The organism is Paenibacillus sp. GCM10027626 (assembly GCF_042676285.1).
GTDB lineage: Bacteria > Bacillota > Bacilli > Paenibacillales > Paenibacillaceae > Paenibacillus_Z.
Window position 1 is genome coordinate 89,987 of record NZ_JBHTHC010000014.1, and the last position, 18,716, is coordinate 108,702.

Annotated in this window: 19 protein-coding genes; 18 read left to right on the forward strand and 1 reads right to left on the reverse strand. The window is 52.4% G+C overall.

What is annotated here, in order from left to right; genetic code table 11:
* Positions 1-8: 8 nt before the first annotated feature.
* The 3 genes from ACFQ0N_RS24455 to ACFQ0N_RS24465 all read left to right on the forward strand — a co-directional run bounded on the left by ACFQ0N_RS24455 (position 9) and on the right by ACFQ0N_RS24465 (position 5,382).
* Entirely contained in the window at positions 9-1,220 is a 1,212-nt protein-coding gene (locus ACFQ0N_RS24455) for an exonuclease SbcCD subunit D (RefSeq protein WP_379331209.1), read from the forward strand.
* The gene (locus ACFQ0N_RS24460) at positions 1,217-4,666 is read left to right on the forward strand and encodes an AAA family ATPase (RefSeq protein WP_379331211.1); all 3,450 of its coding nucleotides are present in this window, start codon (positions 1,217-1,219) and stop codon (positions 4,664-4,666) included. Before ACFQ0N_RS24455 ends, ACFQ0N_RS24460 begins: the two co-directional genes overlap by 4 nt.
* Positions 4,667-4,752: 86 nt before the next feature.
* The gene (locus ACFQ0N_RS24465; protein ID WP_379331213.1) at positions 4,753-5,382 is read left to right on the forward strand and encodes a hypothetical protein; all 630 of its coding nucleotides are present in this window, start codon (positions 4,753-4,755) and stop codon (positions 5,380-5,382) included.
* 173 nt (positions 5,383-5,555) lie between these two features.
* Here the strand turns inward: ACFQ0N_RS24465 and ACFQ0N_RS24470 are convergent, their stop codons facing one another.
* Positions 5,556-6,047, reverse strand: coding sequence for a C40 family peptidase (locus tag ACFQ0N_RS24470; protein WP_379331215.1), 492 nt, complete (start codon positions 6,045-6,047; stop codon positions 5,556-5,558).
* A 307-nt stretch (positions 6,048-6,354) separates the two neighbouring features.
* On the opposite strand from ACFQ0N_RS24470, the gene ACFQ0N_RS24475 reads away from it, so the two are divergent.
* From ACFQ0N_RS24475 to recO, 15 genes are all read left to right on the forward strand, one after another.
* Positions 6,355-6,696, forward strand: a complete 342-nt coding sequence (locus tag ACFQ0N_RS24475; protein WP_379331427.1) for a histidine triad nucleotide-binding protein — start codon at positions 6,355-6,357, stop codon at positions 6,694-6,696.
* A gap of 135 nt (positions 6,697-6,831) precedes the next feature.
* Positions 6,832-7,005: a 30S ribosomal protein S21 gene (gene rpsU / locus ACFQ0N_RS24480; RefSeq protein WP_005547957.1), complete on the forward strand. Its 174-nt coding sequence runs from the start codon at positions 6,832-6,834 to the stop codon at positions 7,003-7,005.
* A gap of 15 nt (positions 7,006-7,020) precedes the next feature.
* Positions 7,021-7,464, forward strand: coding sequence for a GatB/YqeY domain-containing protein (locus tag ACFQ0N_RS24485; RefSeq protein WP_379331217.1), 444 nt, complete (start codon positions 7,021-7,023; stop codon positions 7,462-7,464).
* Positions 7,465-7,785: 321 nt separating this feature from the next.
* Positions 7,786-9,150 carry an NfeD family protein gene (locus tag ACFQ0N_RS24490; RefSeq protein WP_379331219.1) on the forward strand — a complete coding sequence of 455 codons (1,365 nt, stop codon included), beginning with the start codon at positions 7,786-7,788 and terminating at the stop codon, positions 9,148-9,150.
* Positions 9,151-9,205: 55 nt separating this feature from the next.
* Positions 9,206-10,183, forward strand: a complete 978-nt coding sequence (gene floA / locus ACFQ0N_RS24495) for a flotillin-like protein FloA (RefSeq protein ID WP_379331429.1) — start codon at positions 9,206-9,208, stop codon at positions 10,181-10,183.
* Positions 10,184-10,221: 38 nt separating this feature from the next.
* Positions 10,222-10,743, forward strand: coding sequence for a hypothetical protein (locus ACFQ0N_RS24500; protein WP_379331221.1), 522 nt, complete (start codon positions 10,222-10,224; stop codon positions 10,741-10,743).
* Positions 10,744-10,892: 149 nt separating this feature from the next.
* Positions 10,893-11,171: a sporulation protein YqfC gene (gene yqfC / locus ACFQ0N_RS24505; protein ID WP_379331223.1), complete on the forward strand. Its 279-nt coding sequence runs from the start codon at positions 10,893-10,895 to the stop codon at positions 11,169-11,171.
* A 41-nt stretch (positions 11,172-11,212) separates the two neighbouring features.
* Complete coding sequence (gene yqfD / locus ACFQ0N_RS24510) at positions 11,213-12,406, forward strand: sporulation protein YqfD (protein ID WP_379331225.1); 1,194 nt, start codon at positions 11,213-11,215, stop codon at positions 12,404-12,406.
* A gap of 5 nt (positions 12,407-12,411) precedes the next feature.
* The gene (locus ACFQ0N_RS24515) at positions 12,412-13,389 is read left to right on the forward strand and encodes a PhoH family protein (RefSeq protein WP_379331227.1); all 978 of its coding nucleotides are present in this window, start codon (positions 12,412-12,414) and stop codon (positions 13,387-13,389) included.
* A 152-nt stretch (positions 13,390-13,541) separates the two neighbouring features.
* Positions 13,542-15,746, forward strand: coding sequence for an HD family phosphohydrolase (locus ACFQ0N_RS24520; RefSeq protein ID WP_379331229.1), 2,205 nt, complete (start codon positions 13,542-13,544; stop codon positions 15,744-15,746).
* Complete coding sequence (ybeY, locus tag ACFQ0N_RS24525; RefSeq protein ID WP_379331231.1) at positions 15,743-16,240, forward strand: rRNA maturation RNase YbeY; 498 nt, start codon at positions 15,743-15,745, stop codon at positions 16,238-16,240. Before ACFQ0N_RS24520 ends, ybeY begins: the two co-directional genes overlap by 4 nt.
* A complete protein-coding gene (locus tag ACFQ0N_RS24530; protein WP_379331233.1) occupies positions 16,240-16,602 on the forward strand; it encodes a diacylglycerol kinase family protein in 363 nt (120 codons plus the stop codon). The genes ybeY and ACFQ0N_RS24530 overlap by 1 nt, the downstream gene beginning before the upstream one ends.
* A 27-nt stretch (positions 16,603-16,629) precedes the next feature.
* The gene (gene era, locus ACFQ0N_RS24535; protein WP_379331235.1) at positions 16,630-17,535 is read left to right on the forward strand and encodes a GTPase Era; all 906 of its coding nucleotides are present in this window, start codon (positions 16,630-16,632) and stop codon (positions 17,533-17,535) included.
* Positions 17,536-17,640: 105 nt separating this feature from the next.
* Entirely contained in the window at positions 17,641-17,805 is a 165-nt protein-coding gene (locus ACFQ0N_RS24540) for a YqzL family protein (RefSeq protein WP_379331237.1), read from the forward strand.
* Positions 17,806-17,848: 43 nt separating this feature from the next.
* Positions 17,849-18,595, forward strand: a complete 747-nt coding sequence (gene recO / locus ACFQ0N_RS24545; RefSeq protein WP_379331239.1) for a DNA repair protein RecO — start codon at positions 17,849-17,851, stop codon at positions 18,593-18,595.
* Positions 18,596-18,716: the final 121 nt, after the last annotated feature.

Consider the following 18,716-nt stretch of genomic DNA (forward strand, 5'->3'; position numbering starts at 1 on the left):
GTGGGAAAATGCGGATATTGCATACGGCGGATTGGCATTTCGGCCGTACGCTTGAAGGGCGAAGCCGGCTGGAGGAGCAGGCCGCGTTCGTCGATGAGCTGACGTCCATCGTGCGCGATGAAGGGATTGACCTTGTTTTGCTGGCTGGAGACGTCTATGATTCAGTAAATCCGCCGGCGGCCGCGGAGCAGCTGTTCTATGAGGCGATGGCCCGGATTGCGGACGGAGGCAGGACAACAATTGCCGCTATTGCCGGCAATCACGACCATCCGGAGCGGGTAGCAGCCTCTTCGCCGCTCGCGGCTCGCAGCGGAATCCGTCTGATTGGGATGCCGGCGGCTGAGCCGCTCGTGATCAACATCGCGCGTACAGGGGAGCAGGCGGTTATTGCCGCGCTGCCTTACCCGTCAGAGGCGCGGCTGCGCGAGCTGCTGAGCGAGGATACAGATGAAGGGACGCTGCGCAGCGCGTATTCGGAACGGGTAGGAGCGCTAATGAAAGGTTTGGCGTCTCATTTCAGAGCCGATACGGTCAACCTGGCGATGAGCCATATTTATGTACTAGGCGGGGCCGAATCCGATTCGGAGCGGCCGATTCAAGTCGGCGGCGCCTATACGGTCGATCCCGCGGCACTGCGAATTGGAGCGCAGTATACGGCGCTTGGACATTTGCATCGCCCGCAGCGCGTTGCCGGCGATGAGACGATCAGATACAGCGGCTCGCCGCTTGCCTACAGCTTCTCGGAAGCCGGACAAGCAAAATCGGTTACTATTTTTGATGCTGCTCCCGGAGTTCCGGTTGCGCCGCGTGAGCTGCTACTCAATTCAGGAAGGCCGCTGGTGCGCTGGGATGCGAGAGGCGGTCTGGCTGAGGTGCAGCGCTGGATTGAGGAGGGGCGCGACGAGCGCGGCTGGATCGAGCTCGATATATGGATGACTGAGATGATGACCATGCAGCAGATTCAACAGCTCCGCAAATTGCGGGACGGGTTTATTCATATTCGGCCCGTTTATCCGGAAATGACGGAACATCAGGGAGAGCTGGAGCGGCCGCGTGAAGAGCTGCCTGCCGATGAGCTGTTCCGCCGCTTTTATAAAAAGCAGACCGGCGGGGCAGAGGCGGAGGCGGAGCTGGTGCAGCTTTTTCTCGAGTTGATAGCCGATGAGCCGGACGGCTTAGGCGATGGTGAAGAGTGCGTGAAGGGAGGAGAGGGGCTATGAAGCCGCTGAAGCTCCGTTTAAGCGGTCTGCAAAGCTACAGAGAGCAGCAGGAAATTGATTTTGAGCGGCTATGCGAAACCGGAGTGTTTGGTATTTTCGGACCGACAGGGAGCGGAAAATCCAGCATTCTCGATGCAATGACGCTAGCGCTGTACGGCAAAGTGGAGCGAGCGGCAAGCGGTACACAGGGCATTATGAATCAGGGGGAAAATAAGCTGGCGGTCTCCTTTTCATTCGAGCTGAGCGGCGCGGGCGAGATTAAGCGCTACCGTGTCGAGCGTCAATTCAAACGAAGCGGCGAAGTGACCGTAAGCAATACATTAAGCCGGTTTGTCGAGATTACAGCGCAAGGGGAGGCCGTTTTGGCCGATAAGCTGGCTGATGTGACGCGCGCGGTAGAAGAGCGGATCGGCCTGAACATGCAGGATTTCACGCGCGCGGTCGTGTTGCCGCAAGGAAAGTTTGCCGAGTTTTTGTCGCTTACAGGCAAGGACCGGCGGCAAATGCTGCAGCGGCTGTTTCGCTTGGAGCGGTTTGGCGACGGCCTGGCGCTCAAGCTGAATCTGCGGTTGAAGGCATCCGACTCCTCGCTGCAGGAAGCGCTGGCCGAGCAGCAAGGCTTGGGCAATGCTTCGTCTGCGGCGGTAGCTGAGGCGGCTGAACGCTTTCAAGCGGCGGGAGCGCTTGCGGCTGAAGTGAAGCGCGAGCTGGATGACGCTGAGAAGCAGCATGCGGAACGGCTGGATGTGCGCGAGCGGCAGGAAGCACTACGGCTGCAGGAGGCGGAGCAAAGCAAGCTGATTGCCGACGCTCCCCGCATTGCCAAGCTGGAGCAGGAACTTACGCGATTAGCGGCCGCCGAGCGAGTCATGCCGGTGCTCGATGCAGCTGCAAGCGCGCTGGAAGCGCAGCAGCTGGCGGTAAAACGCCGTGAAGCGGCGGTTCATGTCTATGAGGAGTGCAAGGAGAAAGCAGAGACGGCAGCGGCGGCATGGACAGCGGCAGCAGCCGAAGCATCAGATGCCGAGCCCAAACTCGCACAGCAATTAGAGCGCCTGGGAGAAGCGGTGCGCTTGGAAAACGACTGCGCTCTGCTTGCGGAGCAAGCTGCGGAGACTGAGCGGCGCGGACAGGAAGTAACGGCACGTATATCCGGCCTGCGCCAGCAGCTTGCAAAGTCAGAAAGTACAGAGCAGCGGGCAATCATCAAGCAGGATGAATTGAAGGTGGAATTGAAGCTGGCCGAGCTGACCTCCGCTGAGCGTGAACGCCGCTCCTTAATGAGCAGGCAGTTGCTGCAGCTGGAGGGTGCCAGAGCGAGACTTGAAGCGGTAAGACAAGAGACGCTGGCTGAGTCCGCCCGGCTTGCAGAGCTGACTAGCCGCTATCAAGTTGTGGCCGCCGAGCATTCGGCTCTCGTGGGTGCGCTTGCCGGCAGCCGGCAGCAGCTGCTGCCCTTTAGTAAAGAAGTCGCGGCGCTGGAGGAAGTGCTTCTCGCTGCAACGGATAAATTGCCGGCTATGCTGGAGCTGTCCCGGAAGGCGCAGGCAGAGGAGGAGCGCGCACAGCTCGCCGAACGACTGGCTGCAGGCTTGCGCGAAGGAGCCCCGTGTCCGGTATGCGGCTCCTGTGAACATCCAAATCCGCATGTGCGGCAAGCCGTTTCTTCCCCTATCGAAGCTGCCGAAGCGGCAATGTGGGAGGGCTTGCAGCTGCAAACGCAAAGACTGCTGCTCCAGCTTTCGCCTTTGCGTACAAGATCCGATGCAGCGCTGCAGCGTCTGGCGGACGATTTGCCGGATGAAACGATCGTATGGGACGGTAATGTCATGCAAAACGAGGCTGCGGCAGCTTACGAGTCAGCGGCGCAGCATCTGGCAATCGCGGAGTATCATTCGTCGGCAGGCGGCTTATATGAACGGTTTGTTGCCGAAGCCACTGATGCGATCGAAACTTTCGGGCAGCAATTGAACGAACACGAGGAGCGGATAAAGCGGCAAAGGCAGCAGCTTGCCGAGCTTTCCCGCCGCTGCGAAGCGGCGCTGGCGGCAAAGAATACGCAAGCTGCCCTGCATGCCGGCATTGCTGGGCGGGAAAACCAGCAGCGGCTGGAAATGGATGCATTGTTGGCGCAATGGTCTCAAGCCTTCGGCCCGGAGGTGCAGCCTGAGCAGGCGCAGCAATTGCTTGACGGCTATGAGGCGCGCGAGAAGAAAGCCGAGGAGCTGCGCGTACGGATTGAGCGCAGTGTAACGTTCATTGAGGATACGAAGCGGCAATTGGTGCAGCTGCGGGAGCAACTGCAGGAAACGAGGCTCGCGGAAGTGGAGCTTCAATCCAAGCTGGATAGTCTGCGGCAGCAGCTGCAGGAAAAGAACGAGCGGCTGGGTGCATTGACAGGGGGCTCTCCTGCCCGTCAACTTATACAAGCGGTTGAACAGCAGCTTGCCGCGCTGAAAGGGAGGGTGAAGCGTCTGCAAGCGGACCATGAGGCAGCGCAGCAGTCGCTGCAAGCTGCGGCGGAGTCCAGAAGCGCAGCGCTCGAAGGTGAGCAGGCGGCAGTGCGCCGTCAGCAGGAAACGGCTGAATTGTTGCAAGCGGCGATGGCCGCTTCGCCATTCGAGCAGGCGGGCGAGGTGGCCTCCCTGCGTCCATTGCTGGCTCAGCAGGAAGCGATGATCGCAGAAGCGGCTAAATTTCGCGAGCAGGAGCAGCATCTGCAGGCGCGGCTGGCGCTGCTGCGTGATCAGTTGGCTGGACGGTCAGTTACTGAGGAGGAATGGCAAGTGGCAGTTGACAGATTGGGGCAGGCAAAGGTCAGGCACGAAGCGGTTGTACAGCAGGCTGCCAAAAGCGAGCGGGATTGGGAAGAGCTGAACAGGAAAAATATACGCTGGGAAGAGCTGGAGACAGTTCGGTCCAGAATGGAAGCTTTAAGCGGCAGATTAAAAGCGCTGCAAACCGTTTTCCGGGGAAATGCGTTCGTGGAATATGTCGCCGAAGAGCAGCTTGTCCAGGTATGCCGGGCGGCGTCGGAGCGGCTAGGCTTTCTGACAAAGCGGCGCTACGCTTTAGAGGTTGATTCCGGCGGAGGCTTCGTTATTCGGGACGATGCCAATGGCGGACTCCGCAGGCCGGTATCGACGCTGTCTGGCGGCGAAACCTTTTTGGCTTCATTGGCGCTTGCGTTGGCATTGTCCGGTCAAATTCAGCTGCGGGGCAAATATCCGTTGCAATTTTTCTTCTTGGATGAAGGCTTCGGCACGCTCGATCCGGAGCTGCTTGAGACTGTCATTACTGCCTTGGAGAAGCTGCACCATGAGCGGCTGGCAGTCGGGGTAATTTCTCATGTTCCCGAGCTGCGGGCGCGGCTCCCTCGCCGGTTAATCGTCACCGCAGCCGAGCCTTCCGGCCAGGGAAGCTCGGTACTGCTTGAAAGCATGTAAACGATACAAACGTTCATGAGACCGTCATTGCATCTTTGGATGAAAAACGGTAATTTAAAAGGAGTATGCATGAAGGGGGAGCGTTTGTGAGTCAGCAGTTTAAAGAAACAGAAACAAAACGTACATATTTTGTACCGGCCTTACTGCTAATTATTTTGCTCAGTGTGATAGGCAATGTTGTATTGTACAGTAAGATGATCACATATAAGCAGGAGGAGCGCTCCGCTCGCGGGATATCCATAATTGAGTCAGGGATGGCAGCCAAGGAGCATTTTAGGGCGGTCATCGCTAATGTTCGTCTATTGCTGGAAGATGAGAGCATGCCTGCCCGAATAAGCGCCAAGAGCAAGCTGGCATTTGCTTATGGTGCTGCCGGTGACGTGGAGCGGTTTGTTGCAGAGGCTGAGCAAAATAACGCAGAGCCGTTTAAATATGCTCACCGGGATACGGCCGCTTTTCTTGCCGAGGCGGGTCAGACGCTCACTCAGCTGGGGGCGCATGAAGGCAAGCTGACCTCGGAAGAGCGGCAGTATTTGCAAATGATCGAAGAGATCTATGTGAAGCTGGAAGAGGCGGTCAAAGCGTTCGATTATGACGAATCTACGATGACGTCGTCGATTGCGCTTACGGTTCAAGCAGGCGGCAAGTGGGTGGAGATGGCAGGCAAGCTGGTCGAGGCTATGAATGAGCCTAAACAGCTGAAGGTACAATTTTAAGCAAAGAAAAAGCCATCTTGCTGCAGTGGGCAACTAAGCGGGATGGCTTTTTTGCGTGAGTGTGAAGGGGAATTTGTCACAAAACACAACATTGCCCGGAAAGTCCGCGGGATTTTAGCAAGCAAAGGCTGCTCGAAGACAATCGAGCAGCCTTTGTTGTAGTTATCGCGGGTTTACAAGCTAACCCGACGAGCCGTGACAAATTTTGGTTCCCAATAGGACGAGGTCATATCGGCAATGGAAACGCCCTTGCTGGACGCGCTATGTAAAATTTTGTTGTCGCCGATATAGATCGCGACGTGGCTGATGCTTTTGCCGTTTGTTTTAAAAAATACGAGGTCACCCACGCTCAGCTCGCTTTTCTCTACCTTTTCCCCGACGAGTGCCTGGGAAGATGTTGTACGCGGCAAGGAAACTCCATTTTGCTTGAATACAAACTGTGTAAACGAAGAGCAATCGAATGAAGAGGTGGATCCGCTTTCAGCCCCGAATTCGTATGGAGTTCCGATATATTCTTTGCCGGTTGAGACCAAATCCAGAGTTTCGTCAGTAGCGGCTTCTGTTTGTGCTGCTCCTAATGTAAGTGCAGCGAAGCTGATTGAAGATAAAATAACCAATTTTTTGAAGAGGGTTTTTGTTCTCATAGTTCGCAGTATATCCTCCATTTGGAATCCAGATTCATATATTTTTCATCAACAATTCGCGTCATAAGCTTTGTGACAACAGTATACCACGAAAAAAAATACTTATTTTTCCACGAAGAGCGTAAACGGACGGGTGACAAAGGTTGCAGTCTTTTTATTAGATTTGAATTAGAAAATTCTCATCTTTTGTCCGGTTTTGGAATGCTTTTTTTATAATGGCCGTTTTTAACGCATTTTACTTGCAGATCTCATGGACGTTCGGCATTTTTTTCGATATGATTAATGTATAAGAAATCGCGCACCATTTATAATTGAGGGGGTTTTGATGATGTCTTGTATTTTTTGCAAAATCATCGCAGGCGAGCTGCCATCCAATAAAGTGTTTGAAAATGAACGTATTGTCGCTTTTCACGATATTCAGCCAGCGGCGCCGGTACATATTTTGATCATTCCGAAAAAACATATTCCGACGATGAATGATGTGACGGCAGAGGATGATGCGCTGATCGGCGAGCTGTTTTCCGTGGCGCGCCAATTGGCAAAGCAGCTGGGGGTTGACGAATCCGGCTACCGCCTGGTAAATAATTGCAACCCGGACAGCGGTCAGCTTGTCTACCACTTGCACATTCATTTGCTTGGCGGAGAGAAATTGTCGATGTCCATAGCCTAACAGAAAAAATGGATAGAAATGTGTTAAAGAGCGCCGCTCAAAGTTGACACTGGCTTTCCTTATGACATATAATGTAGTTTGATAAACCGTGTATGTTTTTCTTGGACGGTCTGTTTTCGGAGGGAGGGAAAACTGGTGTCTGAAACAAAAGTTCGCAAAAACGAGACAATCGATGCTGCACTCCGCCGCTTCAAGCGCTCTATCGCAAAGGATGGCGTATTGGCCGAGGTGAAGAAACGCAAGCATTATGAGAAGCCTAGTGTCAAGCGCAAGAAAAAGTCCGAGGCTGCGCGTAAGAGAAAGTTTTAGGAGGATCCTTCCACAATGAACCTTAGCGAACGATTGAACGACGATATGAAGCAAGCGATGAAAAATCAGGAGAAGTTCAAATTAACGACGATTCGAATGATTCGTTCATCGATCAAGAATCTGGAGATTGATTTGAAACGTCCTCTTGACGATAATGAAGTCCTTGACATACTCAGTCGGGAGATCAAACAACGTAAAGATTCCCTCCAAGAATTTAAAAAAGCCGGCCGCGACGATCTTGCGAAAGATATCGCAGCAGAAATTGAAATTATTAGTGTATACCTGCCCGACCAGCTTACCGAGGAAGAGATCAAAGTGATTGTTCAGCAGACCCTCCAGGAAACCGGTGCTTCTTCGAAAGCCGAGATGGGGAAAGTCATGGCAGCCCTGATGCCTAAAGTTAAAGGGCGTGCTGATGGTAAACTAGTAAATACGCTTGTGCAGCAATTTCTGCAATAACATAGGCTTACAGCCAAACACTCCCTTAATGGGAGTGTTTTTGCGATTTGGCGCGGATCTGCGGGAGCGGATCCGTTATTTGTGTTGACATCTCACCGGCTTTGGGCCAGAATAAAGCGGGATTAGCATAATAAGATATATTATTTAAGGAAGAGGGCGACATTTGTGCTTCAGACTGAAAGAGTCAGGAGCGGGATAGAATGAGCCACTGCCCCCGGTTCGTCTAAAAATGAAACGTTGCGGACGATACTGCGTAGTAGTATATATGGCGAAAATGTGAACTGCTTCGTGAACCGCAATCAATATTAGGAGGTGACAGCATTGAAACGATCAGTTGCATTCATTAATAAGCGGCTTCTCCGCGCCATGTTGCTAATGATGAGTGTGTTGATGGCGATGGCGGCTCTCGCTTCCGCCGTATCCGCCGAATCGAAAGCTGCGGGGCCTGCAGTATATGTCATTCATGCAGAGCAGACGATCGAATCCGGATTGGAATCGTATTTGAAACGGGCATACAAGGAAGCGGAAGAGGCCAGTGCCGAACGGGTTATTTTAGTTTTGGATACATTCGGGGGAGAGATTGGCAGCGCTCAGCAAATCGGCGAGCTGCTGCGTAACAGCAAAGTTCCGACTACTGCTTTTGTAAAAGGCAAAGCATTCTCGGCGGGCACTTATATTGCCTTGAATGCCGATCAGATTGCCATGCAGGATAACAGTGCTATCGGCGCAGCGGCGGTCGTCGACGGCCAAGGGAATTTGATTGAAAATCCGAAGACCATTTCGGCCTGGACGAAGCTGATGACCGAGGCGGCCAAGCTGAACAACCGCAACACCGATGTTGCGGCGGCGATGGTCGATCCGAACTTGAAAGTAGATATAAAGGAACTGGGCAAAACAAAGGAACGCGGAGAAATATTGTCATTGTCGACAGATGAAGCGTTACAGGTAGGCTATGCCGAGTTTAAGGCTTCATCCATCGAAGAGGTGCTGCGGCATCTTGATTTGTCCGGCCGCACAGTTGTTGAAGTGGGCCATACCTTTTTGGAGCAGCTTGGACAGTTTCTGACATCGCCAATTGTCAAAACTTTGCTGCTGATTCTCGGTATTGCCGGCGTTGCGATCGAATTGATCGTGCCGGGCTTCGGCATTCCGGGCATTATCGGGATTATTGGTTTCGGGCTTTATTTCTTTGCGCATTATATTATCGGTTTTGCGGGCATGGAGGATGTCGTGCTCTTTGTTCTGGGCATTGTGCTGCTTATAAGCGAGCTATTTGTATCCAGCTTTGGCATATTAGGCATACTTGGCTCGGCTTCGCTTATCGCCGGTGTCGTAATGGCCTCTCCCAATGCGGAAAGCGGGCTTTGGTCATTGCTTGCGGCATTGATCGCAGCGGCGATCGTCGTATTTTTTGTCGCCCAGCGCTTCAAGAGCCGCGGGGTATGGAACAAATTTATTTTGCGCGATTCTCTTACGACAGAGGAAGGCTATGTATCCAACGAAAACAAGGTGGAACTGCTCGGCCAGGTTGGCCAAACCTTGACACCGCTTCGTCCGGCAGGTACAATGCAACTCGGCGACGAACGGATTGATGTCGTAACATCAGGCGAATTTATTGCCGCTGGCACGCGGGTTGAGGTAATTAAGGTTGAAGGTACGCGCGTAGTTGTGAGACAATGCCAGTAGCAAAGCTTGAACAATAGACGATGGAGGGATTTATGTGGATTTGGATCCGACGATAATGATTGTTATTATTGTTGTACTGGCGCTTATTGCGCTGTCCGTGTTTCTTAGCTTTTTCCCGATTATGCTCTGGATTTCCGCGCTAGCGTCCGGAGTTCGGATCGGGATCATTACACTTGTGGCCATGCGCTTGCGCCGCGTTGTGCCAAGCCGGATCGTCAACCCGCTGATCAAGGCGACCAAGGCCGGTCTTGGGTTAACGATCAATCAGCTTGAAAGTCACTTTCTGGCAGGGGGCAATGTCGACCGTGTCGTTAATGCGCTCATTGCAGCGCAGCGCGCTAACATTGAACTTGAATTCGAACGCGCCGCGGCGATCGATCTGGCCGGCCGGGATGTTCTACAGGCCGTGCAGATGAGCGTTAATCCGCGCGTTATCGAGACGCCTATCGTTGCGGCAGTTGCCAAGGACGGCATCGAGGTTAAAGTTAAAGCACGCGTCACGGTGCGCGCCAATATCGACCGCCTGGTCGGCGGCGCAGGAGAAGAGACGATTATCGCCCGGGTCGGCGAGGGGATCGTTACGACGGTCGGTTCCTCGGACTCACACAAGGATGTACTGGAAAATCCGGATATGATTTCGCGCACCGTTCTTGGCAAAGGGCTTGATGCAGGCACGGCGTTTGAAATTTTGTCCATCGATATCGCCGATGTGGATGTAGGCAAAAATATCGGCGCTCATCTGCAAACGGAGCAAGCCGAAGCGGACAAACGGATCGCTCAGGCAAAAGCCGAGGAACGCCGGGCAATGGCTGTCGCGCAGGAGCAGGAGATGAAGGCAAAAGTCGTCGAAATGCGCGCCCGCGTTGTCGAATCGGAATCGCAAGTGCCGCTTGCTATGGCCGATGCGCTGAAAAGCGGAAAAATCGGCGTTATGGATTATATGAACCTGAAAAATATCGAAGCCGATACGCAAATGCGCAGTTCAATCGGCCGTCCGGAGGGAACATCTCAGAACGAGAAGGAAGATCGCTAAGCCGCTTGCAGTGATCTCACCGACCGGGAGGTGGAACGATGGAGATCGAAGATATTATTTCGTTTCTGACTAAAAACATTTACTTCGTCATCATTGCGCTCGGCTTCCTGTTTTCGCTTCTTTCCAAAAGGAAAGGCGGCAATGCCGGAAAGCGAATGCCGGACTTTGGCGGCTCCGGGCCGCTCGGGATGGACCGGCCAAAAGCAAATCCGTCCGCAGAACGGGGTAATCCTTACTCCAGCGATTACGATGATGATGATGATGACCGCTGGCAGGAGCCTGAGCGGCCGGCGGCAGATCAGCCGCGCGGCTTCGCGGGCGCCGAGCCAAGAAGCTATGATCATATTCGGGCAAAGCAGGAGGAATTGGAGCAGCGCAGAGCGCAGCTGAAGACGGAGCCCGAGCGGCGTCAGCCGGCAGCTCACAGTACCGATAAAGCGCCGCAGACAACGCAGGAATCTCCTGCGCTCCATTTAGCAAACCGAAATGAACTGGCTAAAGCGGTATTAATGGCAGAGGTGCTTGGGCCGCCGCGAGCCAAAAAGCCGTTCAGACGCTAGAGGGATAACTCCATTTTATGAGAAGCCTTGCAGGGCTGCTATAAGCAGCCGCAAGGCTTTTTTTGTTGCCCTGAACCTTGATCGGGTCTCATAAAACCAGTCTTTGCCGCATAATTTGGTACAGTACAGGGAAAGGGGCGTTTGCTGCTATGGGGCGCATTAACCGCAAACTACGCAAAATGGCTGCTGAAATTCTTGATCTGCCACAAGATGTCGTTTTCGATTTGCCTAGAGTGACCTTGATCGGCGACCGCCAGCTTTATATTGAAAATCATCGCGGGGTCCTCCATTTTTCCAGTGAAAAGCTTCGTCTTGCACTTAGTAAAGGGGAGCTCGACGTTATTGGCGAGGGGCTTGTTATACGAACGATCTGGACGGAAGAGGTGTTCATCGAAGGGGTAATCAAACAGATTGAAATACGGGATTGATCAATTAGGATGCTACACTATAATGGTTGGGGGGACTAGGCATGAACGCCTCATGGTTGCAATGGTTGCGCGGAAGTGTTACGATCCAGATTCGCGGCGGAAATATGGAGGAGCTGGTCAATCGGGCGCTTGCCGACAAATTGCAGCTCTGGTCTATTAGTCGGACAAGCGGTGGAGAGCTGTTATGCCAAGTGACGCTGCGGGATTTTTTTCGGTTAAAGCCGCTTTTGAAGAAGACAGGCTGTCGTCTCCACATCTTAACTCGCCATGGCATGCCGTTTTGGTTTGAGAAGCTGGAGAAGCGGCTTTTTTTTGGAGTCGGCCTCATTCTCTTTTTTATTGGAATGTACGTGCTGTCATCGCTTGTTTGGACGGTGGAGGTTACCGGAGTTGAATCGATTTCTGAGGAGCAGGTGCTTAAAGCGGCCCATGAAGAAGGACTTTATCCTTTTCAATGGTCCTTCCGCCTTGCGGACACGGATATGCTGTCCAAAAAGCTGTCGCAAAAAATACCGGGAGTAGCCTGGGTCGGCGTTGAGAAGAAAGGCACCAAAGTATCGATCAAAGTCGTTGAATCGACAAAGCCGGAGGATAAGCCGCTGCTCAGCCCGCGCCATCTAGTCGCGACGACCGACGCGGTTGTTACAGATATTATGGCGGAGACGGGACGGCCGCTCGTTAAGCGCAATGCCAGAGTGAAAAAGGGAGATATTCTTATCTCCGGCATTCTTGGCGATGAAAACAATACGATGTATGTGATCGCTCAAGGTGAAGTAAAGGGGCTTGTCTGGCACGAGTACAATATTGCTTCTCCTTTGGAACGAATAGAGAAGGGTTATACGGGGGAAATGACAACGCGCTGGTACGCGGTTATTGGCGGCAGGGCGGTGCGGGTGAGCGGATTTGGCGCAATAAACTACGACAAGTACGAGACCGAGCGCGACATGCAGCTGGCGACCTGGCGGACAGGCACGCTGCCCTTTGGCAAAATGAAGGAAGTGATCCGCGAAGTGCAGGAGGAGCGGATTTCCATTGAACCAAAAGAAGCGAAAATTGCCGGATTAGAGCAGGCCAGAGCCGATGTTTTGGCGAAAAATGGGCCAGGAGCGAAGATTCGCGCGGAAAACATTTTGCATGAAAAGACGGACAATGGTAAAGTTTATATGAAAGTGCTTTTTGAAGTAGAGCAGTCAATCGCGACTGAAAGGCCGTTAGTTCATACGCAAGGAGAATGACGTTTTTGCTAAATGAGACGAAGATAGTGAAAATCCCGCTAGAAAGCGGAGCAGAAGGGCTCGCTTTATTCGGCCCACAGGACAAGTATTTGCGGCTCGTTCAGGAGCAGACGCAGGCGAAGATTACTTCGCGCGAGGCTGAAATCTCAATTTCCGGCCCTGCTGCCGAGGTCGAGTCGCTGGAGCAGCTCTATGTTGTGCTGCAGCAGCTGTTTCGCGGCGGCTATACGCCGAGCGAGCGCGATGTGATGTATGCGCTGGAGCTGTCGAGGACATTGGAAGCCGATCAACTGCTGGATTTATTTAAAGCAGAAATTACGTCGACGTACCGGGGTAAGCCGATTCGCGTTAAGACGATCGGACAGCGTCACTATGTGAAGACGATTAATAAGAAGGATATCGTATTCGGTATCGGACCGGCAGGCACCGGCAAGACGTATTTGGCAGTCGTGCTTGCGATTGCCGCGCTGAAGGCTGGTTCGGTCAAGCGCATTATGCTCACGCGCCCGGCCGTTGAGGCTGGTGAAAATCTGGGCTTTTTGCCTGGCGATCTGCAGGAAAAGGTTGACCCTTATTTGCGCCCGCTCTACGACGCGCTGCATGATGTGCTGGGGCCGGAGCAGACGGCGAAAGCTTTTGAACGCGGAATCATTGAGGTGGCGCCGCTCGCCTATATGCGCGGCAGAACATTGGACGACTCTTTTATCATTTTGGACGAAGCGCAAAATACGACGCCAGAGCAGATGAAGATGTTCCTGACCCGGCTCGGATTCGGCTCCAAAATGATTATCACCGGCGACGTAACGCAAATCGACTTGCCGCGCGGCAAAAAATCGGGCCTGATCGAGGCGCAGCGGATTTTAAAAAATATTGAAGAAATCGGATTCATATTTTTCTCGGAGCAGGACGTTGTCCGGCATTCACTGGTACAAAAAATTATTACAGCCTACAATATAGATGCGGAGCAAAATCTGAGCAGTTAATTTCAGCGCGCCTGGCAGCATGGCAGCATTTAGGCGGGCACAGCAGCTGGCAGAAGCGCGCGGGGCGAAAGGCGCCAGTAAGTGCTGCTTATATGTGCTGAGGCTGCGCAGAAAGGGGACTAGGGGGCTTAAATACAGGGAGGGATGTTACCATGCAGATTGGATGGAAGCACAGCCCGGCGGTTCGCTGGGCTTTAATGCTTCTGTTTCTGTTATTGTTCTATTTCAGTCTTGCGCCGCATTTGCTGCCGAAGACATATAATATTGAATTGAATAAACCGATCGATCGCGATATCGAGGCACCGGTTGCCACTGAAGACAAAAAAGCGACACTGGCCGCACAGGAGGCGGCGGCTGAACGTCTGGAGCCTAGTTTTTCAATTGTTGCGCTGCGGGCGGAATCGCTGCTGGAGCAAATCTTTACGCGGCTGGAGCAGCTAAATCGCGATGACCAGGTAACGGAACAAAATAAGGTGAATATATACCGCAATGAGCTGCCGCAACTGTATAACGATTATATCGATCGCTTCGTCCAAAAGAGCCGGGGCGAAGGCGATTATAACGATACGCTGCTGGAAGATCTGGCTGCAGCCGTAAAATCTCAGGCTTACCGGATCCCTGAGGAAACGTATTATAAGCTTCCTTCCTTGAGCAGCGCACAGCTGATGGAGATGCGCCAAGTTGCTTTGGAAATCGTCAAAAAGCTGATGAGCGATCCGCTGCGCGAGGCGGAAACGGCGCGTACAAAAGTAGCAGAGCTGGTCAATGCGAGCTCGCTCACCGAGCGCAAGACGCGGGAAATTGTGCAGGAATTGGCCCGCTATGCCATCATGCCGAACAAGTTCCTTGACAAAGAAGCGACCAACGAAGCTAGGGTGAAGGCGAAGGAAAATACGCCGCCGGTCATGATCAAACAGGGCGACGTGATTGTTAAAAAGGGCGAAATGATTACACAAGAGGTGTACGATCGTCTGGCTGAACTGAAATTGCTGCAGGACAAACGGTCCTACTGGCCGCAGCTGGGCTTGCTGCTGCTGTCAGTATTGCTGCTTATCGTCGTCTACAGCTATGTGGAAAAGGCCGGAAGCATGACGGGGGATGCGAATAAAAAATATAACAATGCCCAGCTGGCCATGCTGCTTCTTATATTTCTATTAAATATGCTGGCCATGCAAATTGTAGAATTGACGCAGACGGATGCGATGCCGTATGTCGGTTATTTGGCCCCTGTGGCGATGGGGACGATGCTCATTACAATGCTGATCGATGTGCAGTTGGCCATTGTCAGCACCTTTATATTCGCGATTACAGGCAGCATTATTTTTAATATGGATTCGGGCCGGATGTTCGATTTCAATTACGGATTTGTGGAAGCGATCGTCTCCTTTGCCGCCATCTTCTCGATTCATAGAGCAGGGCAGCGTTCGATGATTTTGAAAGCCGGCATCATGGCGAGCCTGTTCGGTTCAGCTTCTATACTAGCCATTCTGCTGCTGGGCGAGCTTCCGGATCAGACGGCGATGATTATGACGGTTGCCTTTGCCTTTGCAAGCGGTTTGTTGACAGCAGTGCTTGTTATCGGGCTAATGCCGTTCTTTGAAATTACGTTTGGCATTTTGTCCGCCTTGAAGCTGGTGGAGCTGTCCAATCCGAATCATCCGTTACTGCGCAAGCTGCTGACGGAAACGCCAGGCACTTATCACCACAGTGTCATGGTGGGCAATCTGTCGGAGGCTGCCGCGGAGACGATTGGCGCCAATGGCCTGCTGTGCCGGGTAGGATCGTTCTATCATGATATCGGCAAAACGAAGCGGCCAAGCTACTTTATCGAGAACCAGACGAATATGGAAAATCCGCATGATCAGATCGATCCGCAGCTGAGCAAGTCGATTATCGTAGCACATGCGCGCGATGGCGTCGAGATGCTCAAGGGGCACAATATTCCGAAACCGATTCGCGATATTGCCGAGCAGCATCACGGTACAACCTTTTTGAAATATTTCTATCACAAGGCACTGAAGGAAGCCGAGGCAGAAGGCGTTGAGCCGGACTTTACGGAGGATGACTTCCGTTATCCCGGACCTAAAGCGCAATCGAAGGAAGCGGCGATCGTCGGCATATCCGATTGTGTCGAGGCGGCTGTGCGCAGCCTGCGGAATCCGACAGTCGAGCAAGTAGAATCGATGATCAACAAAATTATTAAAGACCGTCTTGATGACGGTCAATTGAGCGATTGCGATCTGACGCTTAAAGAGCTGGATAAAATCGCCCATTCATTAAAGGAATCGGTAATTGGTATTTTCCATTCGCGGATCGAATATCCGGAAGATGTCAAGCCAAAGGAGCGGGCGCAATGAGTTTACGCTTGGAATGGAGCAATGAGCAGGAACGTATAAATATTCCGGAAGAACTGGTAGGCCGGCTGGAGCGCTTGCTACAGCTGGCTGCCCAGACGGAAGGGATTTTCGAAGGCGATGTTGCTTTAACATTCGTTGATGATGAGGAAATCCACCAGTTGAACAACACCTATCGCGGCATTGACCGTCCGACAGATGTATTGTCTTTCGCTATGCAGGAGGAGACGGACGAGGAACTGGATATTTTATATGAGGTTGAAAGCGAAGACGACGAATTGCCGATCGATACGATGCTTGGCGATATTATCATTTCGGTAGACCGGGCGCTGGCACAAAGTGAAGAGTATGGCCATTCCTTCGAGCGGGAAATCGGATTTTTGTTTGTTCACGGTTTTTTGCATCTAATCGGATATGATCATCAGGATGAAGAAAGTGAAGCGATCATGACGCAGAAACAGGAAGCTGTTCTGCAAATGGAAGGTTTGACTCGCTAATGATCCGTTTTTGGCATAATGTCAAATATGCGTTGTCCGGCATCGTTAATGCTTTTCGTACAGAGCGCCATTTGCGTTTTCATACCGCCGCGGCAATTGTGGTGACGGTTGCCGGCCTTATGCTGCAAATGACGCGTTTCGAATGGATCATATTGGTCCTGACAATGGCCATGGTAATCGCTGCAGAATTGGTGAATAGCGCAGTTGAGCGGGTGGTGGACCTGGCCAGCGCGGAGCGGCATCCGCTGGCAAAAGCGGCCAAAGATATGGCGGCTGGCGCCGTGCTTGTAACCGCAATCGCCTCTGTCGTAATCGGCTTGCTATTATTCGGCCCGCATGTATGGGCAGTCTTGTCTCAGTAACGATCAGCCTGGTCAGGAGGAACTGGAATGAAGGAACAGAACGAACCATTTCGTTCAGGGTTTGTAGCGATTGTCGGCCGCCCTAACGTCGGCAAGTCTACACTAATCAATGAAATGATCGGACAAAAAATAGCGATTATGTCCGATAAGCCGCAAACGACGCGCAATAAAATTCATGGCGTCTATACAACGGAGCATACGCAAATTGTCTTTCTCGATACGCCGGGCATCCATAAGCCGCAGCATAAGCTGGGCGATATGATGAACCAATCGGCGGTCGGCACACTCGGCGAGGTCGATGCCGTACTGTTTCTGATCGATGTGGCCGAAGGGCTTGGCGGCGGCGACCGCTACATTATCGAACAGCTCAAAAAGGTGAACACGCCTGTATTTTTAATAATGAATAAAATCGACAAAGTAGAGCCGGAGCAGCTGCTTCCCTTAATTGCCCAATATAAGGAATTGCATGAGTTTACTGAAGTTGTGCCGATTTCAGCGCTGCAGGGAAACAATATTTCAACCTTGCTGGAGGTGCTGACCGGCTATTTGCCTGAAGGGCCGCAATATTATCCGGCTGACCAAATTACGGATCACCCTGAGCAATTCGTGTGCGCAGAATTAATTCGCGAGAAAATACTGCATTTGACACGCGAGGAAATACCGCATTCGATTGCGGTTACGATTGAAGATATGCGTGTTCAGGACAATGGAGTCGTATATATCGGCGCCGTTATTTTTGTGGAAAGAGACTCGCAAAAGGGCATTGTCATTGGCAAGCAGGGAGCGCTGCTAAAAGAGGTAGGCAAGCAAGCGCGCAAAGACATCGAGCTGCTGCTCGGCTCCCGAACCTTTTTGGAGTTATGGGTCAAGGTAAAAAAGGATTGGCGGAACCAGGAACGCATATTAAAGGATTTGGGCTTCCGCAACGAGTGAGTCACGATAGGAAAACATTGCCCGCCGATCGCTGGCATAGGACATGCCCTTGTGTCGCATCCTAACAGCATGTGAAACAGGATGCAGCGAAAGGGAGGAAGACGGATGCGGGATTTTTCTTGGAAATACTTTTCGTTAACTGGAGATGTTGAAGCCTTCATGCTGTATAAGGCGGTGAAAGGCGAGTCAGTCTTGGATACCGAAATGGCTGCTGATCCTTCTGCGGAAACGGATGAGGACAGCTCAGATGGAGATTCCGCATTGTCGTAATGCGTCTTGCCTGGGACCTCGGGCAATATAAGGGGAGACATGCATGCAGTACCGGGTCGAGGGGATAGTCGTCCGCAGCATGGATTATGGGGAAGGCAATAAAATCGTAACATTGCTGACGAATACTCATGGCAAAGTAGGCATAATTATTCGCGGCGCAAAAAAAGTAAAGAGCCATTACGGGTCATTGGCGCAGCTGTTTACTTATGGCGAATTTTTATTTTTTCGAAATAGCGGACTCGGAACGCTGACGCATGGTGAGATTATAGAATCTCACCATCTTTTGCGTGAACAGCTGGAGCTTGCAGCCTATGCTTCCTATGCGGCCGAATTGACGGATCGCGTGCTGCAGGAGGAAGATGCGAGCGCCTTTATGTTTGAACAGTTACGAGCTTGCTTGACTGCCTTGACTGAAGGCAAGGATCCGGGAATTGTCATCCAAATCTACGAATTAAAGCTGCTGCAGGCCGCGGGATACGGACCGGAGTTCGCCGCTTGCGCTGCTTGCGGGAATGTGGTAGGACCGATGTGGCTCAGCGCGCGCGCGGGGGGCGTAATTTGCCGCAATTGCAAGCATCGGGATCCGCAAGCTTTTGAGCTGGGAGACGGGGCGCTGAAGCTGCTGCGGCTGTTCCGCGAGCTGGATTTGCGGCGCCTCGGAGCGATTCAAGTAAAGGATGAGACGAAGAAACAGCTGAAGCTGTCGATGCGCCATCTGGTTGATACGCATATCGGCATCCAGCTGAAATCGCGGGCATTTTTAGATCAGCTGGATAAATTCGCGCCTTGATGCGGACCGTATGCAATAGCGGGAGGGCTTTTGTTGACAGCGGCAGAAAAACGGCTATAATAATGGATAAGAAATCAGCAGAATACAATGATGAAGAGAGTAGTCGGCATATGTCTCGATC